Source organism: Vibrio sp. V15_P4S5T153 (assembly GCF_963874485.1).
GTDB classification, from domain to species: Bacteria; Pseudomonadota; Gammaproteobacteria; order Enterobacterales; family Vibrionaceae; genus Vibrio; species Vibrio anguillarum.
Window position 1 is genome coordinate 873,386 of the sequence record NZ_CAWNHR010000017.1, and the last position, 18,007, is coordinate 891,392.

26 protein-coding genes are annotated in these 18,007 nt (G+C 39.4%); 14 read left to right on the top strand and 12 right to left on the bottom strand.

The window, feature by feature from the left end:
* The first annotated feature begins 606 nt into the window (after positions 1 to 606).
* Positions 607 to 867, top strand: coding sequence for a hypothetical protein (locus tag AACT42_RS15290; protein ID WP_094132929.1), 261 nt, complete (start codon positions 607 to 609; stop codon positions 865 to 867).
* A 54-nt stretch (positions 868 to 921) separates the two neighbouring features.
* Here AACT42_RS15290 and AACT42_RS15295 read toward each other — a convergent pair whose 3' ends face one another.
* The 6 genes from AACT42_RS15295 to AACT42_RS15320 all read right to left on the bottom strand — a co-directional run bounded on the left by AACT42_RS15295 (position 922) and on the right by AACT42_RS15320 (position 4,205).
* A complete protein-coding gene (locus AACT42_RS15295; RefSeq protein ID WP_094132927.1) occupies positions 922 to 1,599 on the bottom strand; it encodes a hypothetical protein in 678 nt (225 codons plus the stop codon).
* A gap of 81 nt (positions 1,600 to 1,680) precedes the next feature.
* Complete coding sequence (locus AACT42_RS15300) at positions 1,681 to 1,986, bottom strand: hypothetical protein (protein WP_094132925.1); 306 nt, start codon at positions 1,984 to 1,986, stop codon at positions 1,681 to 1,683.
* 8 nt (positions 1,987 to 1,994) lie between these two features.
* Positions 1,995 to 2,219, bottom strand: a complete 225-nt coding sequence (locus AACT42_RS15305; RefSeq protein WP_094132923.1) for a hypothetical protein — start codon at positions 2,217 to 2,219, stop codon at positions 1,995 to 1,997.
* Positions 2,220 to 2,224: 5 nt separating this feature from the next.
* Positions 2,225 to 2,644 carry a hypothetical protein gene (locus AACT42_RS15310; RefSeq protein WP_094132921.1) on the bottom strand — a complete coding sequence of 140 codons (420 nt, stop codon included), beginning with the start codon at positions 2,642 to 2,644 and terminating at the stop codon, positions 2,225 to 2,227.
* A 9-nt stretch (positions 2,645 to 2,653) separates the two neighbouring features.
* Positions 2,654 to 2,938 carry a hypothetical protein gene (locus AACT42_RS15315; protein ID WP_094132919.1) on the bottom strand — a complete coding sequence of 95 codons (285 nt, stop codon included), beginning with the start codon at positions 2,936 to 2,938 and terminating at the stop codon, positions 2,654 to 2,656.
* Between the two features lie 52 nt (positions 2,939 to 2,990).
* Positions 2,991 to 4,205, bottom strand: coding sequence for an RNA-guided endonuclease InsQ/TnpB family protein (locus tag AACT42_RS15320; RefSeq protein WP_094182935.1), 1,215 nt, complete (start codon positions 4,203 to 4,205; stop codon positions 2,991 to 2,993).
* Between the two features lie 23 nt (positions 4,206 to 4,228).
* Between AACT42_RS15320 and tnpA the strand changes: the two genes are divergently transcribed.
* Positions 4,229 to 4,642 carry an IS200/IS605 family transposase gene (gene tnpA / locus AACT42_RS15325; protein ID WP_094131851.1) on the top strand — a complete coding sequence of 138 codons (414 nt, stop codon included), beginning with the start codon at positions 4,229 to 4,231 and terminating at the stop codon, positions 4,640 to 4,642.
* A 37-nt stretch (positions 4,643 to 4,679) separates the two neighbouring features.
* Here tnpA and AACT42_RS15330 read toward each other — a convergent pair whose 3' ends face one another.
* The 4 genes from AACT42_RS15330 to AACT42_RS15345 form a co-directional block, all read right to left on the bottom strand.
* Entirely contained in the window at positions 4,680 to 5,051 is a 372-nt protein-coding gene (locus AACT42_RS15330) for a hypothetical protein (protein WP_094131852.1), read from the bottom strand.
* Positions 5,052 to 5,183: 132 nt separating this feature from the next.
* Entirely contained in the window at positions 5,184 to 5,693 is a 510-nt protein-coding gene (locus AACT42_RS15335) for a DUF262 domain-containing protein (protein WP_094131853.1), read from the bottom strand.
* A gap of 12 nt (positions 5,694 to 5,705) precedes the next feature.
* Positions 5,706 to 6,095, bottom strand: a complete 390-nt coding sequence (locus AACT42_RS15340) for a hypothetical protein (protein ID WP_094131854.1) — start codon at positions 6,093 to 6,095, stop codon at positions 5,706 to 5,708.
* Between the two features lie 70 nt (positions 6,096 to 6,165).
* Complete coding sequence (locus tag AACT42_RS15345) at positions 6,166 to 6,693, bottom strand: endonuclease V (RefSeq protein ID WP_176432237.1); 528 nt, start codon at positions 6,691 to 6,693, stop codon at positions 6,166 to 6,168.
* Between the two features lie 120 nt (positions 6,694 to 6,813).
* On the opposite strand from AACT42_RS15345, the gene AACT42_RS15350 reads away from it, so the two are divergent.
* From AACT42_RS15350 to AACT42_RS15385, 8 genes are all read left to right on the top strand, one after another.
* Complete coding sequence (locus tag AACT42_RS15350) at positions 6,814 to 7,299, top strand: hypothetical protein (protein ID WP_094131856.1); 486 nt, start codon at positions 6,814 to 6,816, stop codon at positions 7,297 to 7,299.
* A 3-nt stretch (positions 7,300 to 7,302) separates the two neighbouring features.
* Complete coding sequence (locus AACT42_RS15355) at positions 7,303 to 7,530, top strand: hypothetical protein (protein WP_094131857.1); 228 nt, start codon at positions 7,303 to 7,305, stop codon at positions 7,528 to 7,530.
* Positions 7,531 to 7,605: 75 nt separating this feature from the next.
* Entirely contained in the window at positions 7,606 to 8,823 is a 1,218-nt protein-coding gene (locus AACT42_RS15360) for an RNA-guided endonuclease InsQ/TnpB family protein (protein ID WP_176432238.1), read from the top strand.
* An 88-nt stretch (positions 8,824 to 8,911) separates the two neighbouring features.
* On the top strand, positions 8,912 to 9,208 hold the full coding sequence (locus AACT42_RS15365; RefSeq protein ID WP_094131859.1) for a hypothetical protein: 297 nt from the start codon (positions 8,912 to 8,914) through the stop codon (positions 9,206 to 9,208).
* A 169-nt stretch (positions 9,209 to 9,377) separates the two neighbouring features.
* A complete protein-coding gene (locus tag AACT42_RS15370) occupies positions 9,378 to 9,998 on the top strand; it encodes a hypothetical protein (RefSeq protein ID WP_094131860.1) in 621 nt (206 codons plus the stop codon).
* A gap of 112 nt (positions 9,999 to 10,110) precedes the next feature.
* Positions 10,111 to 10,863 (top strand): AIM24 family protein, encoded by a 753-nt coding sequence (locus AACT42_RS15375; RefSeq protein WP_053314627.1) that lies wholly within the window; start codon positions 10,111 to 10,113, stop codon positions 10,861 to 10,863.
* Positions 10,864 to 11,300: 437 nt separating this feature from the next.
* Positions 11,301 to 11,927, top strand: coding sequence for an ATP-binding cassette domain-containing protein (locus AACT42_RS15380; RefSeq protein ID WP_053314629.1), 627 nt, complete (start codon positions 11,301 to 11,303; stop codon positions 11,925 to 11,927).
* Positions 11,928 to 11,970: 43 nt separating this feature from the next.
* Complete coding sequence (locus AACT42_RS15385; protein WP_094131861.1) at positions 11,971 to 12,402, top strand: hypothetical protein; 432 nt, start codon at positions 11,971 to 11,973, stop codon at positions 12,400 to 12,402.
* Between the two features lie 111 nt (positions 12,403 to 12,513).
* Here AACT42_RS15385 and AACT42_RS15390 read toward each other — a convergent pair whose 3' ends face one another.
* A complete protein-coding gene (locus tag AACT42_RS15390; protein WP_094131862.1) occupies positions 12,514 to 13,017 on the bottom strand; it encodes a hypothetical protein in 504 nt (167 codons plus the stop codon).
* Positions 13,018 to 13,264: 247 nt separating this feature from the next.
* On the opposite strand from AACT42_RS15390, the gene AACT42_RS15395 reads away from it, so the two are divergent.
* Positions 13,265 to 14,236 (top strand): ParB/RepB/Spo0J family partition protein, encoded by a 972-nt coding sequence (locus AACT42_RS15395; RefSeq protein ID WP_045592019.1) that lies wholly within the window; start codon positions 13,265 to 13,267, stop codon positions 14,234 to 14,236.
* Positions 14,237 to 14,313: 77 nt separating this feature from the next.
* On the opposite strand, the gene AACT42_RS15400 is transcribed toward AACT42_RS15395, so the two are convergent.
* Positions 14,314 to 15,114, bottom strand: a complete 801-nt coding sequence (locus AACT42_RS15400; RefSeq protein ID WP_094131863.1) for a M50 family metallopeptidase — start codon at positions 15,112 to 15,114, stop codon at positions 14,314 to 14,316.
* A 205-nt stretch (positions 15,115 to 15,319) separates the two neighbouring features.
* Here AACT42_RS15400 and AACT42_RS15405 point away from each other — a divergent pair, with 205 nt between their 5' ends.
* The 3 genes from AACT42_RS15405 (at position 15,320) to AACT42_RS15415 (ending at position 17,804) form a co-directional block, all read left to right on the top strand.
* Positions 15,320 to 16,288, top strand: a complete 969-nt coding sequence (locus tag AACT42_RS15405) for a ParB/RepB/Spo0J family partition protein (RefSeq protein ID WP_094131864.1) — start codon at positions 15,320 to 15,322, stop codon at positions 16,286 to 16,288.
* 140 nt (positions 16,289 to 16,428) lie between these two features.
* A complete protein-coding gene (locus AACT42_RS15410; protein ID WP_094131865.1) occupies positions 16,429 to 16,893 on the top strand; it encodes a hypothetical protein in 465 nt (154 codons plus the stop codon).
* Between the two features lie 2 nt (positions 16,894 to 16,895).
* Positions 16,896 to 17,804 carry a fibrinogen-like YCDxxxxGGGW domain-containing protein gene (locus tag AACT42_RS15415; RefSeq protein WP_094131866.1) on the top strand — a complete coding sequence of 303 codons (909 nt, stop codon included), beginning with the start codon at positions 16,896 to 16,898 and terminating at the stop codon, positions 17,802 to 17,804.
* Positions 17,805 to 18,007 lie beyond the last annotated feature (203 nt).

Genomic DNA, 18,007 nt, shown 5'->3' on the forward strand with positions numbered 1-18,007 from the left:
CAAGAACACTATGGTGGTGTGGTTCCTTAGGGAGTCGGAAGACTCCCAGCTCTTTGAACCAGACAGCCAGCAACAATCATGGTGCGTTTAGGTGGCGAAAGCCACCTGCCCTTCGGGGTTGCACAAGAACACTATGGTGGTGTGGCTCCTGATGGGTGTCGAAAGGCACCAAACCTTTTTAGCCATGCTGCAATAAAAAGTTTTGGTATCTCTTAAGCAATACGCTCGCCTTTAGAGGTGGTTTCTGGACGCTTGGCGGTGTTCTCATCAGAGACTAAGAGATACCAGCACCAAATTAAGAGAATGGTGTAAAGACGCAAGGGTGCGTCAACTCTCTTCGAAGATTTTGTTTACTTCTCTTGAACTCTGAGAGATGTAAACAAAGTAGTCGTTGTTATCAAACCTTGTACTGCGTTGCTCGTTCGAAAGAACACTTGTTTCCGCATATGATCTATTCCCCGATAGATAATCTTTAGGCTCCCAAGTGGGAGCCTATTTTTTTATCTACTGTAAAGTGTTTATGGAATAAGAGACAATAAATGCTTTAGAATACTCAAATGAACATTCCATTGAATTGGATGAGAAAATGATTGCGTAGAGGTTGAAATGAAGAGAATTATCGATCATCTCATTGATGTCATGAGAGAGCATAATGCTGACTCAGTTGATATTGGTGAGCTAGATATTCTTGGTGAGGCTTATGCGAGATACGGTGGAAAAATAGAGCATCCATTAGACCGAAATAAGGCTGTTATGAGCGCTGTACGCCGCTCAGACAAGTTTTTCTTAAGCGGATACCTTAGTGCTCATGATTCTATGGGTCGCCCATCAGAACTTGCCCTGTTTCGTTTAAAAAAAGAAGAGTAGCGCCCTGGCTACTCTGCTATTTCTTTGTTAAACCCAAATGGTTCACACTGCTTATCAATGTTCTCTTACAATCCTGTATCTGTAATCGGGAAAAAAGCAGAACTCTTTCTTGCCAGGCTTGCCTGACTTAGTCACCTTTTTGTAGTAAAGCGTTGTCCCGTCGATTTTGCTGATGAGAACTCGTTGAGGCTCAAGTGACTTAAGAGGCTCTTCAAGCAAGTATTCTTTGCCTACCTCAACGCCATTATCCGCCTCTATCAAAGTTCTGACTAATGTGTCGATGCTGTCGGCGGACTTAATTCTTTCAAACCAGTCAACCTTAGGTTCGAACGTCTTATTGATCAGAGACTTGCTAAACCCAGGAAGTGAATTCGTAGAATCAGGAGATACGAACACATACATGAGGTCATTTATTACAATTTCCCCCAAAGCATCGCGTCCAACTGACGCTGACACAACGTCCAGCTTCACCCCAATAGTATCCAATGAGATTGTTTCAATAAGCTTGCAAGGATGTGTTTTCATGGGGTTGGTTAGCTGCATGTGTCTATCAAACTGCTCTTTACTGATGAACTTCAGTTTAGAGACGTTGTGTGTCTCTTGATAGCCAGCTCTAACGATTATAGCTTCCTGTTCAAGTACAGAAACTACCTCGTAAACACCAGCATCTCCCCTAACCATGCAGTTTTGCTGATCCGCCTTCTTTTGAGGGATTTCACCGTATTTATACATAAAAACACCGATTAAAAAAGATGGTTGAATACTAACACAAAAATGCCGAATATCGGCTATTCGGCATTTTAGAATGATCCATTACAGATTTAAAAGCTTCTTGAATGACTTGCGAATAGCTTCCTGACCATCCTCAAATCCTTCTTGATGCGCTTTGTCTAACTGCTTAATGTAGGATTTAGCTGCTTCTGTGGTTTGAATGAAAGTCGGCAATCGCCTTACTCCATCATACTCTTCGCTAACAACGGCTACTAAGCCATTAATTTCAACCAGAAAGCCATTAAGAGAGAAGATTTTGCTTCTCACAACACTCTCTTCGTTGCGACTATTCATCGCGTCTGATTTGGAATAAAACATCTCATCTGAAATGCGTTTAGTTTCACCCATGTTCGCTCCTATTGATGTTCTGAACCATGAATATCTGGGTCGTAAGTAGGTTTAAGAACTAGATCTCGCTCGCGTTCAAACTGCTTCAGTAGGCGTTTGTACTTAAGCTCAGTCTTGTGCTGCTCACCGAATTGAACAAAGCCATGACCTTGTTCCTCAAACATTTTGTCTTCAATGTCTCTGAGGTCTTTTAGAACCTTTTTACAATATGTAATTCCGTAGTTTACTGCCATCTTAATTACCAACTATTTAATAGTTTATTTAACTGCTCGATAGCATATGAATAGAATGTAACTTGAGCTGCGTACCTCTTGCGGTCTTTTTCCCAGGATGCCTCTTTCTTAAGAAGTTTATCCGCATCAGAAAGACGTTCAGAGTACTCTTGAATCAATTTGATAATCGAATCTTTACCAAAGTCCAGAATCTCTTCTAGATTGGCTCCATGCTGTACATAACATTGTCTAAGAGCGTCCTGATATGCCCGTTCAAAAGAAATTTCATCCATTTCTTCTTGAGACCCGTTATTTCTTCGAGCCGTTCTTTTCTTCGCAGCTAGAGATTCAAGAGAAGATGAAACCATTTGAACTTTGATTTCCGACATGGAAATCTCATGAACGACCTTATCCTCTTGTTCATGGGTTAAGACTGAATCTGTCACAATCCCCCCTTAAAGACCGATTGTTGAGCTGAAGATGCATTCAAATGGGCTAAGATGCCCAACTGCGGCAGGACTATGATGAAAGTAATATTTGTTGCAATCATCTTCAGTCTTGAATTTTTCTACTTTATGAAAGCCAAGCTTGTTCATCTCTGATGCTAGCTCTGGGATGGTTACGTTTTCTACCGACATTAGGTAGTGATAGAAAGGATGTCCGCAAATCTTAAATCCTGACGCTTTAGGATCGAATGAAGGCATCATGTTACCAATCTTGGTTAGAACATCTAGTCCCATGAACAACTCCCACTAAACGCTGCGCGTTTTGAAGGAGTTTCAAAAAGAAAGCCTAAGCTGCCTTTTTAGGCTGGTTCCCAGCCTGAATACCTAACGCCCAGTTTAAATTAACTTGGGCACTAGCAACATCTCGGGGCATTTTGCAGCCACAGTCGCATGAGTGCCAGCGTTCAGCTAAGGCTTTTTTCTTCCTAGCTCCGCAGTTTGGGCATGTTTGACTTGGCTTAACTTGCTTTGTTGGTACTTCAACAAATTCGCTACTAGCTTCTTCCGCTTTGTATCGCAGCAAATTAAGAGTCATGGCTGGCGCAGTGTTCAGGATTTCCCGATTCAGGCCAGTCTTCTGTTTGACGTTCTTCCCATGCTTCTCGGCAGTGCCTTTGGCGCTGCTGGTCATGTTCTTAACGGTGAGCTTTTCAGTGGCAATTAACGCCGCCACTTTCACTAATTTTGCCGTTTCTTTATGAGTAAAATCGAGTCGTTGACGGGCGATTTTTTGGTGCAGTTTGGCAATTCTGTGCTTCAATTTGCGATGGGCGCGAGTCCCCTTTTTTGCTAACGCAAGGTCGCGTTGCAAAGCCGCTAATAGCTCTTTGCTATTTCTGAGATAGCGCGGGTTCTCGACTTGTTCAAAATTACCATCTTGATCGATAGTCGAAAAATAATGAGAAACACCCCAATCTAAACCAATAGCTTTAGTGCCACACAGTCTTTCAATAGAATCATATTCCATTGAAACTGAGATAAACCACTCGCCATTCTTGTGAATAATTTCGGCAGTTTTAGGCTTACCGCCATCATTTCTGGCTTTGCCTCGCATCTTAACGATGCCAACATCAGCCAGATAAACTGCACCGTGATTCTTTTCATTTAGGCGGAGTTTCCAGCCATCACCATGCGCTTTGTAACCCCAACCCTTAAAGCGTTGAAACGGTTTAAAACGTGGGAATCCAACTTTCTTATCCCCTTTCTTTAAACGGCGAAAAAATCCGTCAAAAGCTAATGCGACACGTTTTAAGGTGACTTGTTCACTCTGAGCATTGGCATTGAAGATGCCATGTACTTTGCGATTGCTGCGCCAAAGAGTGTTGATTTTGCACTGCTCTGAAAAGCTAAGACCATAATCAGAATTGCGGTATGTTTCGATGCGATCACGTAAAGCCCAGTTGTATAACTGGTGATGGTGTATAAACAAATGCATCAGCGATTCTTCTTGAGAATCTGATGGTTTCAGTTTGTATGTAACTTTACGGATTGCTTTTTTCATACAGTTGATTATATTTGGTTATTATGAAAAAACAATCCCTAAACACGCTATATCACAGCGTTTATAATATTCATTACCATTTAGTTCTTGTAACTAAGTATCGTCGTCGCTGCATTACGCCAGAGGTTGCTGCGTACTTACAAGCCCAGTACAAAAGGTTACTGGAAACTTGGGGCTGTGAGCTTTTGGAGTGCAATGGAGAACCCGATCACCTTCATCTCTTGATTTCTGCAAATCCTAAAATACAACCAAGTAAAATGGTGAATAGTCTAAAAACTGCCACATCAAGGCTTGTTAGAAAGGAGTTTTCTGAGCACTTGGGTAAGTTTTACTGGAAGCCAGTTTTTTACAGCAGGAGTTATTGTTTGGTTAGTTGTGGAGGTGCGCCACTTGAAATCGTAAAGCAGTATTTAGATCAACAGGAAGGCTTTGATTAAAGCCACCACTTCGTGGTGGTGCGCCTTTCACCACCACCTAAATTAACTCGCTTAGGCTCATTAGATTTAGATGGAGCACTTGGCGCTTTTGGGTAGATACGGATAGCATCTTCGATACATCATGGACTTCGGCCTCAGGAAGATTGTTCTTGCCCTTAGGAATAAAGCTGAAACCACTTCGATCTGAAATGAAAGCACAATCATACTTAAGGCAAATTGGCATTACATGCTGATCAAATACTGCTCTTGCCATTCCATACATATTCCAAAAAAGGTCGGTTTTTAGAATGCTGATATTGTTACTGATAGCATCATAGTTACAGGAGCTATTGCTTTCATTAAGAATTCTGTACGTTTCAGGATTAAATGAATAAGCAGGAACATTGTTCTTAGGTGGTAAAATTTTCATGGTAACGCCCTTGAATCAAGATATGTTTTTAATTATACATAAAAAACATAAAGATTCAATATAAGCATAAAACAAAAACGCGAAAAGCTTGATGCAATTCGCGTTATGATAATTTGGCGTAAATCTTAAATGCTATGCTCTTTCAGATTCTTTGTGATTTGTGCCTGAGAAGTTAAGGTGGTTATAAAGCATCTTAAGTTTTTCTTCTTCAAAACAACTAATCTTGTGTAACCCAATATCTCGCATCATGAAAGAGCCTTGTTCTTGTCTACTAAGCTCATTGAAATAGTAGCCATTAACTTTAAACTTTGAGTCAATGTAATCGAGCATCGCACCAATACGCTGCTGACCATCAATAAGACAGTCGGAGAATGGGATTAGATTCCCCTTCTTGTCATGGTCATATGTATTGATGACAATAGCACCAAGGTCAAAGCCATAATAAGCTGATTCAATCAATGAAATCTTTTGCTTAGCAGTCCAAACGCTATCTCGTTGCCATTGAGGTAGAGGGAATTTACCAAGCATCTTTTTAGCCCACGGGTAATCTGATTGGTCATAGCCAACTCGAACACCAACCAGTTCACTGATAAATGTTTGACTTGCAGTGCTCTTGATAATTCTTGGTAAGATTTTTCCCATAATATACTATGCCTAAAAGGTTGTAATAGACTGAAAAACTTCAGGTTCTAAGTGTTCTGCAACGCGGCTAGAGCTAAGTTCTTCTGATAAAATAATAGAAGTAAATGGAAACTTGCCCTGCAAAAACTCTTTGAAATCAATAAAATATTTTGCGAAGGTGTTGTAGCAATCTTCAGGCAGGCTTAACCGAGAGCCAGATGGTAAAAGAGACATAACCGCGCTAAATAAAAGAGCGTTGAAATGAGGATTTAACTCATTCTCGCTCATCAAAAAGTTAACAAGACTTAAAAACTCGCCGTTCTCACCTTCAGACTCAGATGAAATATCGCTGTCGTAATCTAAACCAGCGACACTTGGCGATGCATTGTATCCAGTTTCACATACAGTTTGAGCTGCAAACATCGAGACTCCCCAACTGATTAATAATTATTGTCTCAATTATATCAATATTGGGAATAAGGTCAATTGAAAATTACAGCATTCCTCGGCAGGCATGATCGGCTAATTTCACTATTTCAGGTAGTCGATATTTACCAGGCAGGCTTTTAACCAGTGACACAGCTTCTGAGATCCCAATATCGAAATCAGTTGTCGTCACAATAAGCGGTTTGATGCTATGTCTGTACGCCATGTAATATGAATCGAAGCCGTGAAAACCATTCTTTGCAATCCCAAGGATTTTAAGGTGTTTGTACTTTTCAGTCGGGTAAATGGACTTCAAATTGTTGTACAAGTGCATACCAAGAGCATCTGATCGATCAGGAAGATGCACCAACCCGTCAATAACGATGCTATCAGGGTGAATATTATGCTCTCTGAACAACTTAAAAAGTACAGGAAGTTCACGCTTGTAGAATGAACTAGGTTCATAGTCGGCTACAGAATCAACTTCAGAGTAAAGCACTTCTTTTGGTTCAATATCATTAAGATCTTCAAGTATAACAGCAGCAGCGCGAGCGGAGCCGTTATCTGAATAGTGTACGTCTAAAACAGCTATCATATTCATAATTCATTAATTTATTGGTTTTGATGACTATACCAATAAAAAATAATTTAAGCCATAAAAAGTTGATTAGCAGGCTTACAGATGTATAATAAGAACAAAAATAAGGGGCTACTAATGAAATCATGCAAAGCATTTTACACAGATTCTAATGGTATTGATACCGAATCAGAAGTGTTCTACAGCGCGAAAAAGTCAGGAGATGGATTTAATGTCATTCTTGAAGGTTGTGGTGTCGAGAAATCACTAAAGGCAAAAACATTTAAGGTAAAAACCCGCTATACGGCGGATAAGCTGGCGTTCGAATTGGCTACAGCAGTAACAGCTATTCTTGAAGGGATTGAAAAACCACAATACGTGCTGTACATGGTTGTAAAAGAGGATGGTAAGAGTATTCAATGCCCTATCCTTGTATCTCATTTCCATTGCGTCTCCGACTCCCGTAGGGCAATCATTGATTACATTGCCTCCAATACAGACAAAGAAATTAAAATGTTAAGCGGTGAATTCAAACTTTCAATCAGGAAGCTGGAAGAGTATCATGGTGATCTTGAGAATGACGATAAAACACATGGTTTCCTGAAAGAGTTTATTTTGGAGTAATGTATGAATATTGATTTGATGGATGAGCTTTCTAAGTTTAAAGGGTTTGAGCAGGACATCATCCTTAGAAGTAAAGAAAGAAACGAGGCTGTGCATCAGCGGAATGTGGCAATTGCACTAGCTCTGGTTTTTCTGTCTGCTAGATTTTTTGTTAAATTTTCGTACATTTTCTCTGTGTTAGAAGCAACAAAGCACTTCACCAAAGATGCGAGAAAAGCTTCGTCCTTCTAAGGCGGAGATGGATAGCGCACATTGCGTAGCAATGCTTTATTTATTAGAATTTATTATTCATTTATGATTCAAAACATGAAGATATTACGTGCATTTAAGTATCGCCTTAAAGTTGATGAAGAACAACAATCCGCTTTCTGGAAGCAGGCTGGCGCGTGTCGTTTTGTCTGGAATTTGTTTCTAAAACGTCAACAATACCGACTCAATCGCGGTCACTACGTTGAAAATTATGCAACCATGTGTCTTCATCTTACCCAAGTAAAAAAACACTTCACGTTTCTTAAAGAAGTTGATTCCACTGTGCTTCAACAAACCCTAAAAGATTTAGATAAAGCTTATAAGGATGCGTTTGATAAAACGCATCCTTATAAACGGATGCCTGTCACTAAGAAGCGCTCAAAGTGTAATAATGGCTTTCGATACACAGGTCGATTTAAGGTTGAAGGTCGCCACGTATACTTACCTAAGCTTGGAAATTTTGGCTTTTTCAAGTCACGAGACATTATTGGTAAAATCAAAAATACTACCGTGACACACAAGGCTGGTCACTGGTATGTCTCTTTTCAGACCGAATACGAACGCGCTGAACGCCCTCACCACTCCAAGTCTATGGTTGGGGTGGATTTAGGAGTGAAACGGCTTGCAACGCTTTCAAATGGCTTTTATGTGAATGGTCTTTCCGCACTCAAAACCCATTCGAAAACGCTAGCGAAGTTGCAAAGAAAGCTCGCTAAGAAAGTGCGTTTTTCCAATAACTGGAAAAAGCTAAAGAAAAAAATCGCTCGTCTACACAGCAAAATTTCCGCTGTTCGTCATGACTTCCTTCATAAATTCTCAAGTTACTTGAGCAAGAACCACGCAATCATCGTGTTTGAGGATTTAAAGGTGAAGAACATGATTCAATCATCTAAAGGAACGTTAGGTGAGCCTAGTAAACAGGTTAAGCAAAAGTCAGGATTGAATAAAAGTATTCTCGAACAGGGTTGGGGAATGCTAATGGATTTTTGCAAATACAAGCAACAGTGGAAAAACGGCATGGTTTTAAAGGTTGATCCGAAAGGAACCAGTCAAACTTGCTCTTGCTGCGGTCATAAAAGTAAAGCTAACCGACTTTCTCAATCGGAATTTGTTTGTGAGAAGTGCGGTTTAACCATCAACGCTGATGATAATGCGAGTCTCAATATTTTAGCGTCAGGACATGGCGTGTTAGCCTGCGGAAATCCTAACTCATTAGAGTTCTGTAAGCAGGAATCAACTGGCTTCGTGAGAAGCCAGCCATTGTTAATCAAATAACAATGAATTCCCTTCCTTACCCACACGGTGGGCGCGAAGCGCGGAAGGGGAGAATGTCAAAGAGGTAACTAATCCACTAGCGTTGGGTGTGGAAGTGGCGCAAATCGTCGCTTTGGTTCAAGCAATTCGCTATGTGAAGAATAGCCTTCGAAATTACAAGGTAAATTTTAAAAATCATGTGAATGCGATTAATAACCTTCATAAGCTGATTATGCAGCCATTGAGCCGCAAAAAGTTACTTGAAGTAGCAGAAGCGACTCATGATGTTCCAATGAAGGTTAGAGCGCTTAAGGTTGCGTATGCGTTGCCAATGAACGAGTACAAATACAAAGAAAATGTTGTGATTCACGCCTTAAAACTGGCGAATACTAACAATAAGGACTAACGGTATGTTTTCTTATATGTCTGGATTTATTTCTGATTTAAATTTGGAGGATAGAGCCGAAGTCTATGTTTTTATTCTATTTCCTCAAAAATTTGCAAAGAACTTGAAACCTGATCTGTTTCGTCACATGCATCCTAAGTTGAATTCAAACTATTATGCCTAAAATAAAGTGTATTTAGACAAAAGAAATTCGATACACGACCACTACATTCCGTTTTCACTACCTATAAGGTCAAGGTATTGTCGAGATACAGGAATTTATCTTGAAAATGAAACCTTAGTAACCAAATGGATTGATAAGCACTTTAATGTCAATCTGAAGGAGTGTCTTGAGAGTATTTCTAATTCTGATCGAACTTACCACGAAGAGGTAAATGACGACACTGTAATTGATGAGAATAATTTATTTAATTATGTTTCAATTGCTCTTGAGCATGTGGATTTTGCGCATAAGGTGTACAACACTCTTCTCAAAGATAAGAAGATTGAAACGCAGTTTTCAACTATTGAATCCCTCTTTGCATATCACAATGTCACTCTTATGCAGGGGTTAATGCTTGGTACAAATCCATACATCGTTAATAAAAATGAAAGTAAGCTTAGCTGTGAGGACGACTCTATTGATGTGGTCAAAGATGTTGTTTTTCACTCAGAGTTAGAGATGTTTATGATAAATATAAATAAAGTTTACAAGCCTTCTAGTATTGGTAGTCAAGCACAGAATCGGCAGTACTTCTCGTTAATGCATGAGGCAAGAGATTGTGTGTTTGATAAAAACAGCGATTGCTAAAATTGTTTGATTTTTAATTAATAAAAAACCTATTTAATAACCCCTATTTTTTAATCGTTTAAATAATGTATAATGCCAAAAAATCATAAATAAACTTAATGAGATTAATGGTATGAATAAAAAAGTCTGTCATGAGATTGAGATAGAAACCTTTGGTGAGGTGATGTCTCATTGTAAAGTAACGCTAGATCCAGGCGAGGTGGTTATCGCTGAAGCTGGTGCTTTGATGGCTCATGATGAGGGAATTGAGTACAAAACCGTTATGGGTGATGGATCAGAACCAAACACAGGAATATTCCGTTCACTGTTCAATGGCGCTGCAAGAATGCTATCAGGCGAAACATTGTTTATGACACATTTCACAAATGTGTCTGACAAGAGACGAGATGTATACTTCTCAGCTACGGTTCCTGGCTCAATGGCTGTGATAGATATGGGTTCTTTTAACGGTTCTTTGATTTGTAATAAGAATAGCTTTTTATGCGGTGCTCTAGGTACAAAAATAGGTCTGAAGTCAGATATCAGCATTAGAGGTTTGTTTGGTGAGTCGTTCTTCCTGCAACGCATTGAAGGTGATGGCAACGTTTGCTTGAATGCTGGTGGCGGAGTTTTCATGCGACAACTAAATAATGAAACAATCTTCGTCGATAACTCTTCTTTGCTGGCTTATGTTGAGGATGACATTGAGTATGAGGTTGTTCAAAACGGCAGTCTGAAATCAATGCTGTTCAGTGGTGAAGGCTTGTCCCTTGTAAAATTGAGTGGTACTGGTGTAGTTCTATTGCAAACAATGCCGTTTGACCGATTTGCCATGTCAACATGGAACGAAATCAGAAAAAATGGTGGTGGCGTTTCTAGTAGTTAACCTCAGATATAATCTCACTGACTCTTTATAGCCCCTGTTCTCAGGGGCTTTTTATATGGGGTAATATGCATCTTTTTACAGCAACACGGATATTTACTTTTGATGCTTAGCATGTATAATTATCATAATTAAATTAAAATTCGGAAAAGAAAATGCATTTTGAAACAACTGATAGTAAAGACATTCTCCCCGTAACAGTGCTTTTCAAAGAAGATGGTGAGTTTATCCTTAGGTGTCCTCATTGTGGAGTAAACAGAACGGTTCAGTCGGAATCAGGTAGTCTTAGCGATATTAAAGGTGACATCTACTAAGATAATTTATGTACTGGTAGTTTTGAGATTTCATACGATGCCAAGCTGGTAAACGATATCAGTATTGTTGAAGCTCAGCCATTCGACCTTGATCCGTACAAAGATGAGGAAGAGGAATAGAATTCTATGATTATTTTAAATGCGATTGCTTTTGATAACTCACACATTCACTGGGATCGATTCAGCAAGCCAAAAGAAACCCAAAAAATTGAGTTTCAGTTCAAACCAGGCGTTAATGTGGTTATTGGTCACAATGGAGCGGGTAAAAGCACACTACTCAAATCTGTGCGTGAATACCTTTTTGGTCAATCACAACCAGATGGAATCCATATTAGTAGTACCAAGAGTGACGATAAAGAAATGGTTTATTTCTTTATGTCTGAGGATAACATTCCTTCGCTGAACCTTAACCAAATTACACCGTTCGACCAGAATTTTATGCATAAAACGGTGTATTGGATGGATCGTAAAGAAATGAGTTCGGGCATGAACACAAATGCCATGCTCAAAGAAGCGGAAAAGCTTTCAAAAGAAGCTAGCCTAGTTTTCTTTGACGAGCCAGAGCAAGCTCTTGACGCGAAAGCGATGATTCAATTGCAGAAGATGATTAAGAAAATCGCCAAGCATTCTCAAGTGGTTCTTGTTACTCACCACCCTGCATTAATCTTAATGAAAGGGGTTAATATCATTGAAATTAACGAAGAACAGCCTTATCTTGATGATGTTAAAACACTGGTATCAGGCTTGATGTAAATCAGTCTGATAGAGTTACAGCCTCATTTGTAAAGGGAAATGCATGTTACGAGAACAGTTGCAAGAAGATAACGGCTTTTTAGTTAGTGAACGGATAGATGGGGCGTTGTTTAAAGCTGACATTAGAAGTATTCCAGACCGAGCTTTTTTAACTAGCGGTATGAATAAGCTTATATCCTCTCTTGGCGTTAAATTTTGCAATGTCACATATTCAAAACCCAGAATGGATACACCATGCATGTATGGCACTTGCGAGATTTTGGGGGATTCAATCGCTGTTGAATCACTGCTCGCATGGAAAGACCTTAAGCGTATCAAGCGAGAGGATGGTGGTGTGTTTTATATTGTAATTGAGGTTGATGGTTCATATTCAGACAGGCAGAGGCTTGTTGTGAGTTGGGATGTAGAGAATGTTCCTATTGATAGCATTAAAATGTCGCCTGTTCTTGACCTTCTAATCAAAACCCAAGAGTAGATTGATACTTAATGTGTCTACCGAGCCAATTCTATATTTTAAAGACAAATAAAAACCCGCAATCGATGCGGGTTTTGTTTTAGCCAGAAAAATTCTGGCAATAGTCAATCCTTACTCTTCCGTTTGTTCAGCAGCTTCAGACATTGGGATTTGTTGGAATTGTACATCTACAAAAATCACTTTTGATTCTGGGAAAATTTCTACGAAATTATTTTCTTGACCAGCGTTCTCAAAGTCGAAGAAATGCTTGATGAACCAAATAGCTTCAAACGCTTGAACTTCTGTTAGATTTTCAAATAGCTCTTGATTTAAGATTAGCAGGACGTATTTTAGTGCTTCATTTTTTACCATTTCCGCACCATGCTCAGCTACAGCATTGGTGTATGTGTTTTGCGTTAGTTCATTTGTTTCTTCAAATGTCTTGTCCGCAATTTGGTTAAGAGCTAGGTAATGATTCATGCCCGTTTCAATTGATGGTAAAACAAGCAGCCACATGTCTTGAAGACCACTCCCCTCTTGTTTTTCTCTTGCAAAAGTAAGACCTTCCATAAACTTCAGCTTGCGCATTTCACGAATGCTAAGAGGGTTTTGTGGTTGCTCAATGGGGTTTGTCATTTGAATGCCTTTTTATTTCTTTAATTAATTGGGCCATGATAATGACACTTTCGTGATTTAAACGCAAGCAGATAGGCTTCAACAATCTCTCAAGGGCTTACTTTATAGGCTTGTCAATTAAATCCGCTTAATGCGTGAGCTAAAAGTGGTTATTTATTAACTAATTTATTTGACTGGTGGCTTAATTGATGTATTATTAAACACACAAACCAATCAATTAATTAAATAATCTTTATGAGGTATGACCATGACATCCGAGATCGCAATCTCATCCAATAAGTCTCTTCGTGGGCTTAGCGGTGATAAAGAAGTAGCAGTAAAACGCGTAAATGCTTACAACGCTGACCCAAAATTGCTTTGGATCGAGCAAGGATTCAACGTCCGCGATATTTGCGATGAGCATGTTGAGAACTTCGTAGCGTCATACTCTAATGGTAAGTACGTTCCAGCCATTGAGGTTGTACCCGTAACGGTCAATGATGAGTTGCGCCTGAAGATTATTGAAGGTCATCACCGAACTCTTGCTGTCTTCCGTGCAATTGAACGCGGTATTGATATCAAAAATGTATCGGTCATTGAAGTTCAGGGTAATGAGGTAGACCACATTGCTCGAATGATTAAATCGGCTGAAGGTCGTAAGTTGACCGCGCTTGAACTGGCAGCAGCTTACAAGCGAATGATGGGGTTGGGTCTGACTCAAACTCAGGTCGCTGAAGAGCTAATGACAACCTCTGCTCAAGTATCCAATTATCTTCTCCTGCTAAAAGCACCTGAAGAACTGAAGGAAATGATTAAGTCAGGTACTATTGCGGCTAGCAATGCAGTAGGTCTTATCCGTGACTTTGGTGCGGACATGGCGCTGGAAGCGGCAAAAGAAGAACATCGTGCTAAAGAAGTTCAGAAAGAAGCTAAAGCTAACGGGGTAGAGATTAGTAAATCTGATGCCACACCGAAAACGAAAAAGTTAAAGCTGAAAGCAAAAAAGGTAAGTTCAATGTCTGACATTGTTTCTTCTCTTGCTGGACAGATTCAGGTTGATGAGCTTGAGAAAAATGAAGAAGTGACTATCAAACTCAACTCTGAAACAGCTAAGGTTCTTCTATCTCTTTCTTCTGAAATCTCTGAGTTGAATGAGCATAATGCTAAAGTTGATGAGTTGCTGAAAAATCTGGCAATCGAATCCAAGAAGAATAAATCCAGTGATGCTGAAGGCGAATAGCATCATTTAGTGATAAAAAAAGCGATGCAAACAGCATCGCTTTTTTGTTGGCTTGAACTCATAGATATCTCGTTGAGTTACTTGTTTTTTACAGATTCCTTTCGATAAAGAACATAACAGATCAGGAACATAATCATAAGGCTAGCAAACATCCAAACATAAACGTAATAGGTCTGTTGCCCTCCGAGTAATTTAACTAAATTGTTGGAGTCGAGACCGCGTCCATTTGATAACTCATTAAGAGGTGAAACCAGACTATCCGTCATTAGGAATACGCTGATGAATCTCATTAGGTAAGATAATAAAATATCTGCAATTTCGGACACCCCTAATTTACCTACATTTTCTGCACTTGCCGATTTTTCTGACTTTTTAAATGGCAGCAGGAAAACAGCAAGGAAAATTATGACGTAACTCATTGTTTGAACGGTTTCTATTTTATCGTATAAAGTGGTGAGCATGAAGGCGACAAAAATCAGAAATAAAATGAATATCTTTCTGTTCTTAAATGAGAAAAGAAAGAATAAACCACCAAAAAATGTTGTGCCAAGGTAGCCAGAAAATGTTGTAATTATCCGAGAACAGTCATCGCTCCCATCCAAGTTGTAGGTGTTTTCTACATGACCGCTGTACCAAGTTACATTAAATTCTTTAATTTCTAACCCCGTTAAAAATGCAGCGATTGCGTGTGAGCCTTCATGAAAAAAAACGTTAATTGGCGAAAGCGCCAATTTGAACCAGTAAGCAATTAATGATGATTCTGACTTTAGGATGTAGATGGATAGAATCAGTGAGGCAGCGAAAAAGAAAAGGTGAGATGAAAGAACTCTCCTTAGCATAGAAGTGGTTGTTAAAGGTTTGGTTTCAGTTTGATTCATAAATAAATCCTGCTTGGTTAATGATGCGTATTTTATGCGAGCCTAGAGCGTTCAACAACCTAAAAGTCGATATTTTTTAATAATATATGACTAAGATTTAGAAATGACTTTTTGGACGTTGAATAAAAAACACCAAACAAGCATTGACTCTCAAACTAATTAATGTATATTTAAGGCAAACAGAGTTAAGAACTAAGGTATTCACATGGCAACTACAAACGCAAAGAACAAAAAGAATAAGCTACTTAAAGTTGTAACTAACTCAGATGTAGTCGAAGGTCTGAAATCGAAAGGAGCGATCTCTATTGCGCCTAGTCAGTTATGGATCGAAAAAGGTTACAACATCAGAGAACTTTGTGAAGACCATATTAATGGCTTCGTTGAATCATACAAAAACGGCTTGTTCGTCCCTCCTATCGAAGTGGTAGAGTTTATGGTGGGAAATGAGCTTAAATACAAAGTTATTGAAGGTCATCATCGTACAGTAGCGATCAACAAAGCAATGGAGCTTGGATATTCGTGCGAGCAAATTGAAGTCTTGTTGATGGAAGGTGATGAGGTTTCTCAGTTTGTCCGAATGATTCAATCGTCTCAGGGTCGCAAACTAAACCAAATTGAAATGGCTCATGCTTATAATCGCCTCATCTCATACGGACTAAATCAAGTTGAGGTTGCGAAGCAGCTTAGTGTTACACCAGCGCAGGTTTCGAACTACCTGCAATTACTTAAAGCCCCTGCCCTACTACAGGCATGGATCAAAACAGGTAAGTACTCAGCAACTAAAGCGCACAACATGATCCGTAAGCACGGCGCTGATATTGCAATGGCTATCGCTGTTGAAGATATGAAAGTGAAAGCTGAGCGTGAAAAGGAACGAAAGAAAGGCGTGAAGGTTAGCCGAACTCGCAGTTCAGAGTTGAGCGGTACTCATAAGTTAAATGAAACCACAGTAGAAAACATGAGCGGCTTAATCTCTGAAGTGGCAAAGCACATTCCTGAAGGTCTAGATAGTGTTGAAGGAAAGGTTAAGGTTAAGGTTAGTCCTGAAATCGCAAGCGCTTTAAGCTCGCTATCTCTTCGCGTATTTTCAGTGAGTAACAGTAACCAAAAACTTGAGATTCAATTGCATCAAAAAGCTCAATCACTAAAAACACGCAGTAAAAACGCTGCATAAATAGATATTGTTACATAAAAAGCCCCGACCTAGCTCGGGGCTTTTTGTTTTATTAATTAAAATCAAGTCAAATGAATATAAAAGTGATACAATAATCACACAAATAATAATTCCAATAAAAAATATAGGTTTTAAAAATTATGCCAACATTGATAATTCAGATAATTGCAATAGTTCTGATATCTGTTGCTTCTGCTGCGGGAACAATCTATGTTTCCGAAGCGTTTACGAATAATAAGATAAAAAGCGAGTCTGCAAAATATGCTAATGAGTCTTCTCAGGTTCTTGGGGCTATAACCAGTTACGAGTCCAAAGGTAACATGGTTGATTCTAGCTTCAGATTGCAACACTTGGTTGATGAAAAGCTACTTAAATCAATACCTGAAGGATGGAAAGAATATCCTGGAATGATAGGTACTACGATACAAGGCAGTCAAACTCATAAAGAGTCTGTTTGTATTGAAACCAATAAAGCCGATGGATATGAGTTCACTCCAAATGGAGTCTCAATAAAGGAATCTGTTATAGCCCCAGCAATAGGAATACCTTACTGCGAACCATCGCTAGATAAGAATGTTCCGTGCTGCATTTATTCAGGATATTAACCATGAAAATTTCAAAACTTACTATTTTACTTGGCTTATTTGCCTTCAATTCAGTTGCTGAAGACGCGTACATAATCAGAATCCCTCATGAAGTGACTCTTGGTACGTGGACGTATGAACCACCTGAATATTCAGAGTGGAGGAACTTCAGTGATCCATACAACTGTACTGATTGGTCGCCAGAAGCTGATAGGGTCGAAATTGGCACGGAATTCGAACAAGAGCGAACTTGTTCATACGATGCAGAAAGAACAGTTTCACAATACAAGGTGAATTCGCTTTCAGGACAGAGGGTTCTTAATAAAGAAGAACTGGACACAGATACGATTCAAAAGACTGAGCGTAGAGAACAGGTCGGTACAATGGTAGCCAGAAACATGTGTATCGATATACTTAACCGTGGAGACAGTGTAGGAAACCAAGTATACACAGTCGATCCTGATGGTAGTGGTCCACTGCCATCTAGAAGTGCTTATTGCGATATGAGTGGTGGTGGATGGACTCTATATGATGCATTTGGAACCAAACTTGTTGCAACAGGAGGTACTACTCCATCAGCTTACAACCATAGGGCTATTAACTCGATTCAAACGCTGAAAAATGCAGGTTACAGTTATTCATTAACTACTATCAACACCTCGCAATATGCACGTTCAGATTATTACATGCAATTCTTCTATGGTGGTTCTCCGTATGGGTACATTCAAAAAACTCTACCTTCATGGATTGATGGCGTGAGGGTATCTACAACAAACCAGTGGTACGGTGGTACAAGTCACACGACTGTCGGAAGTAAGACAATAGCCAATCCTGGCTATGCTCAACACAAGTATCTGTATTTTTCTGGTACAGGTCATCTGAAGCTTCTTGAAACAGGTATCTATTGGGTTGATTCTGTTTGGGTTAAATAATAGCAAAGAGCGTTAATATTTTTGTTGACGCTCTATTTTTTATTCGTATAATTAATTCTGTTTTCGCGGATAACGTATTTTGAGAGTGGTTTGAGTCGCCTTTGATGGCTTAACCAAAATAGCAGTCCTGACAACCTGTGCAAACCATTCTCAAAATGCGTAAAGCGTTAAAGAAGTCTGAGAGCATAGCATATGCCACTATA

Coding starts and splice junctions, on each gene's coding strand:
- AACT42_RS15290 (WP_094132929.1), top strand. CDS start 607: ATGAAGAGAATTATCGATCATCTCATTGATGTCATGAGAGAGCATAAT.
- AACT42_RS15295 (WP_094132927.1), bottom strand. CDS start 1,599: ATGTATAAATACGGTGAAATCCCTCAAAAGAAGGCGGATCAGCAAAAC.
- AACT42_RS15300 (WP_094132925.1), bottom strand. CDS start 1,986: ATGGGTGAAACTAAACGCATTTCAGATGAGATGTTTTATTCCAAATCA.
- AACT42_RS15305 (WP_094132923.1), bottom strand. CDS start 2,219: ATGGCAGTAAACTACGGAATTACATATTGTAAAAAGGTTCTAAAAGAC.
- AACT42_RS15315 (WP_094132919.1), bottom strand. CDS start 2,938: ATGGGACTAGATGTTCTAACCAAGATTGGTAACATGATGCCTTCATTC.
- AACT42_RS15320 (WP_094182935.1), bottom strand. CDS start 4,205: ATGAAAAAAGCAATCCGTAAAGTTACATACAAACTGAAACCATCAGAT.
- tnpA (WP_094131851.1), top strand. CDS start 4,229: ATGAAAAAACAATCCCTAAACACGCTATATCACAGCGTTTATAATATT.
- AACT42_RS15330 (WP_094131852.1), bottom strand. CDS start 5,051: ATGAAAATTTTACCACCTAAGAACAATGTTCCTGCTTATTCATTTAAT.
- AACT42_RS15335 (WP_094131853.1), bottom strand. CDS start 5,693: ATGGGAAAAATCTTACCAAGAATTATCAAGAGCACTGCAAGTCAAACA.
- AACT42_RS15340 (WP_094131854.1), bottom strand. CDS start 6,095: ATGTTTGCAGCTCAAACTGTATGTGAAACTGGATACAATGCATCGCCA.
- AACT42_RS15345 (WP_176432237.1), bottom strand. CDS start 6,693: ATGATAGCTGTTTTAGACGTACACTATTCAGATAACGGCTCCGCTCGC.
- AACT42_RS15350 (WP_094131856.1), top strand. CDS start 6,814: ATGAAATCATGCAAAGCATTTTACACAGATTCTAATGGTATTGATACC.
- AACT42_RS15355 (WP_094131857.1), top strand. CDS start 7,303: ATGAATATTGATTTGATGGATGAGCTTTCTAAGTTTAAAGGGTTTGAG.
- AACT42_RS15360 (WP_176432238.1), top strand. CDS start 7,606: ATGAAGATATTACGTGCATTTAAGTATCGCCTTAAAGTTGATGAAGAA.
- AACT42_RS15375 (WP_053314627.1), top strand. CDS start 10,111: ATGAATAAAAAAGTCTGTCATGAGATTGAGATAGAAACCTTTGGTGAG.
- AACT42_RS15380 (WP_053314629.1), top strand. CDS start 11,301: ATGATTATTTTAAATGCGATTGCTTTTGATAACTCACACATTCACTGG.
- AACT42_RS15385 (WP_094131861.1), top strand. CDS start 11,971: ATGTTACGAGAACAGTTGCAAGAAGATAACGGCTTTTTAGTTAGTGAA.
- AACT42_RS15390 (WP_094131862.1), bottom strand. CDS start 13,017: ATGACAAACCCCATTGAGCAACCACAAAACCCTCTTAGCATTCGTGAA.
- AACT42_RS15395 (WP_045592019.1), top strand. CDS start 13,265: ATGACATCCGAGATCGCAATCTCATCCAATAAGTCTCTTCGTGGGCTT.
- AACT42_RS15400 (WP_094131863.1), bottom strand. CDS start 15,114: ATGAATCAAACTGAAACCAAACCTTTAACAACCACTTCTATGCTAAGG.
- AACT42_RS15405 (WP_094131864.1), top strand. CDS start 15,320: ATGGCAACTACAAACGCAAAGAACAAAAAGAATAAGCTACTTAAAGTT.
- AACT42_RS15410 (WP_094131865.1), top strand. CDS start 16,429: ATGCCAACATTGATAATTCAGATAATTGCAATAGTTCTGATATCTGTT.
- AACT42_RS15415 (WP_094131866.1), top strand. CDS start 16,896: ATGAAAATTTCAAAACTTACTATTTTACTTGGCTTATTTGCCTTCAAT.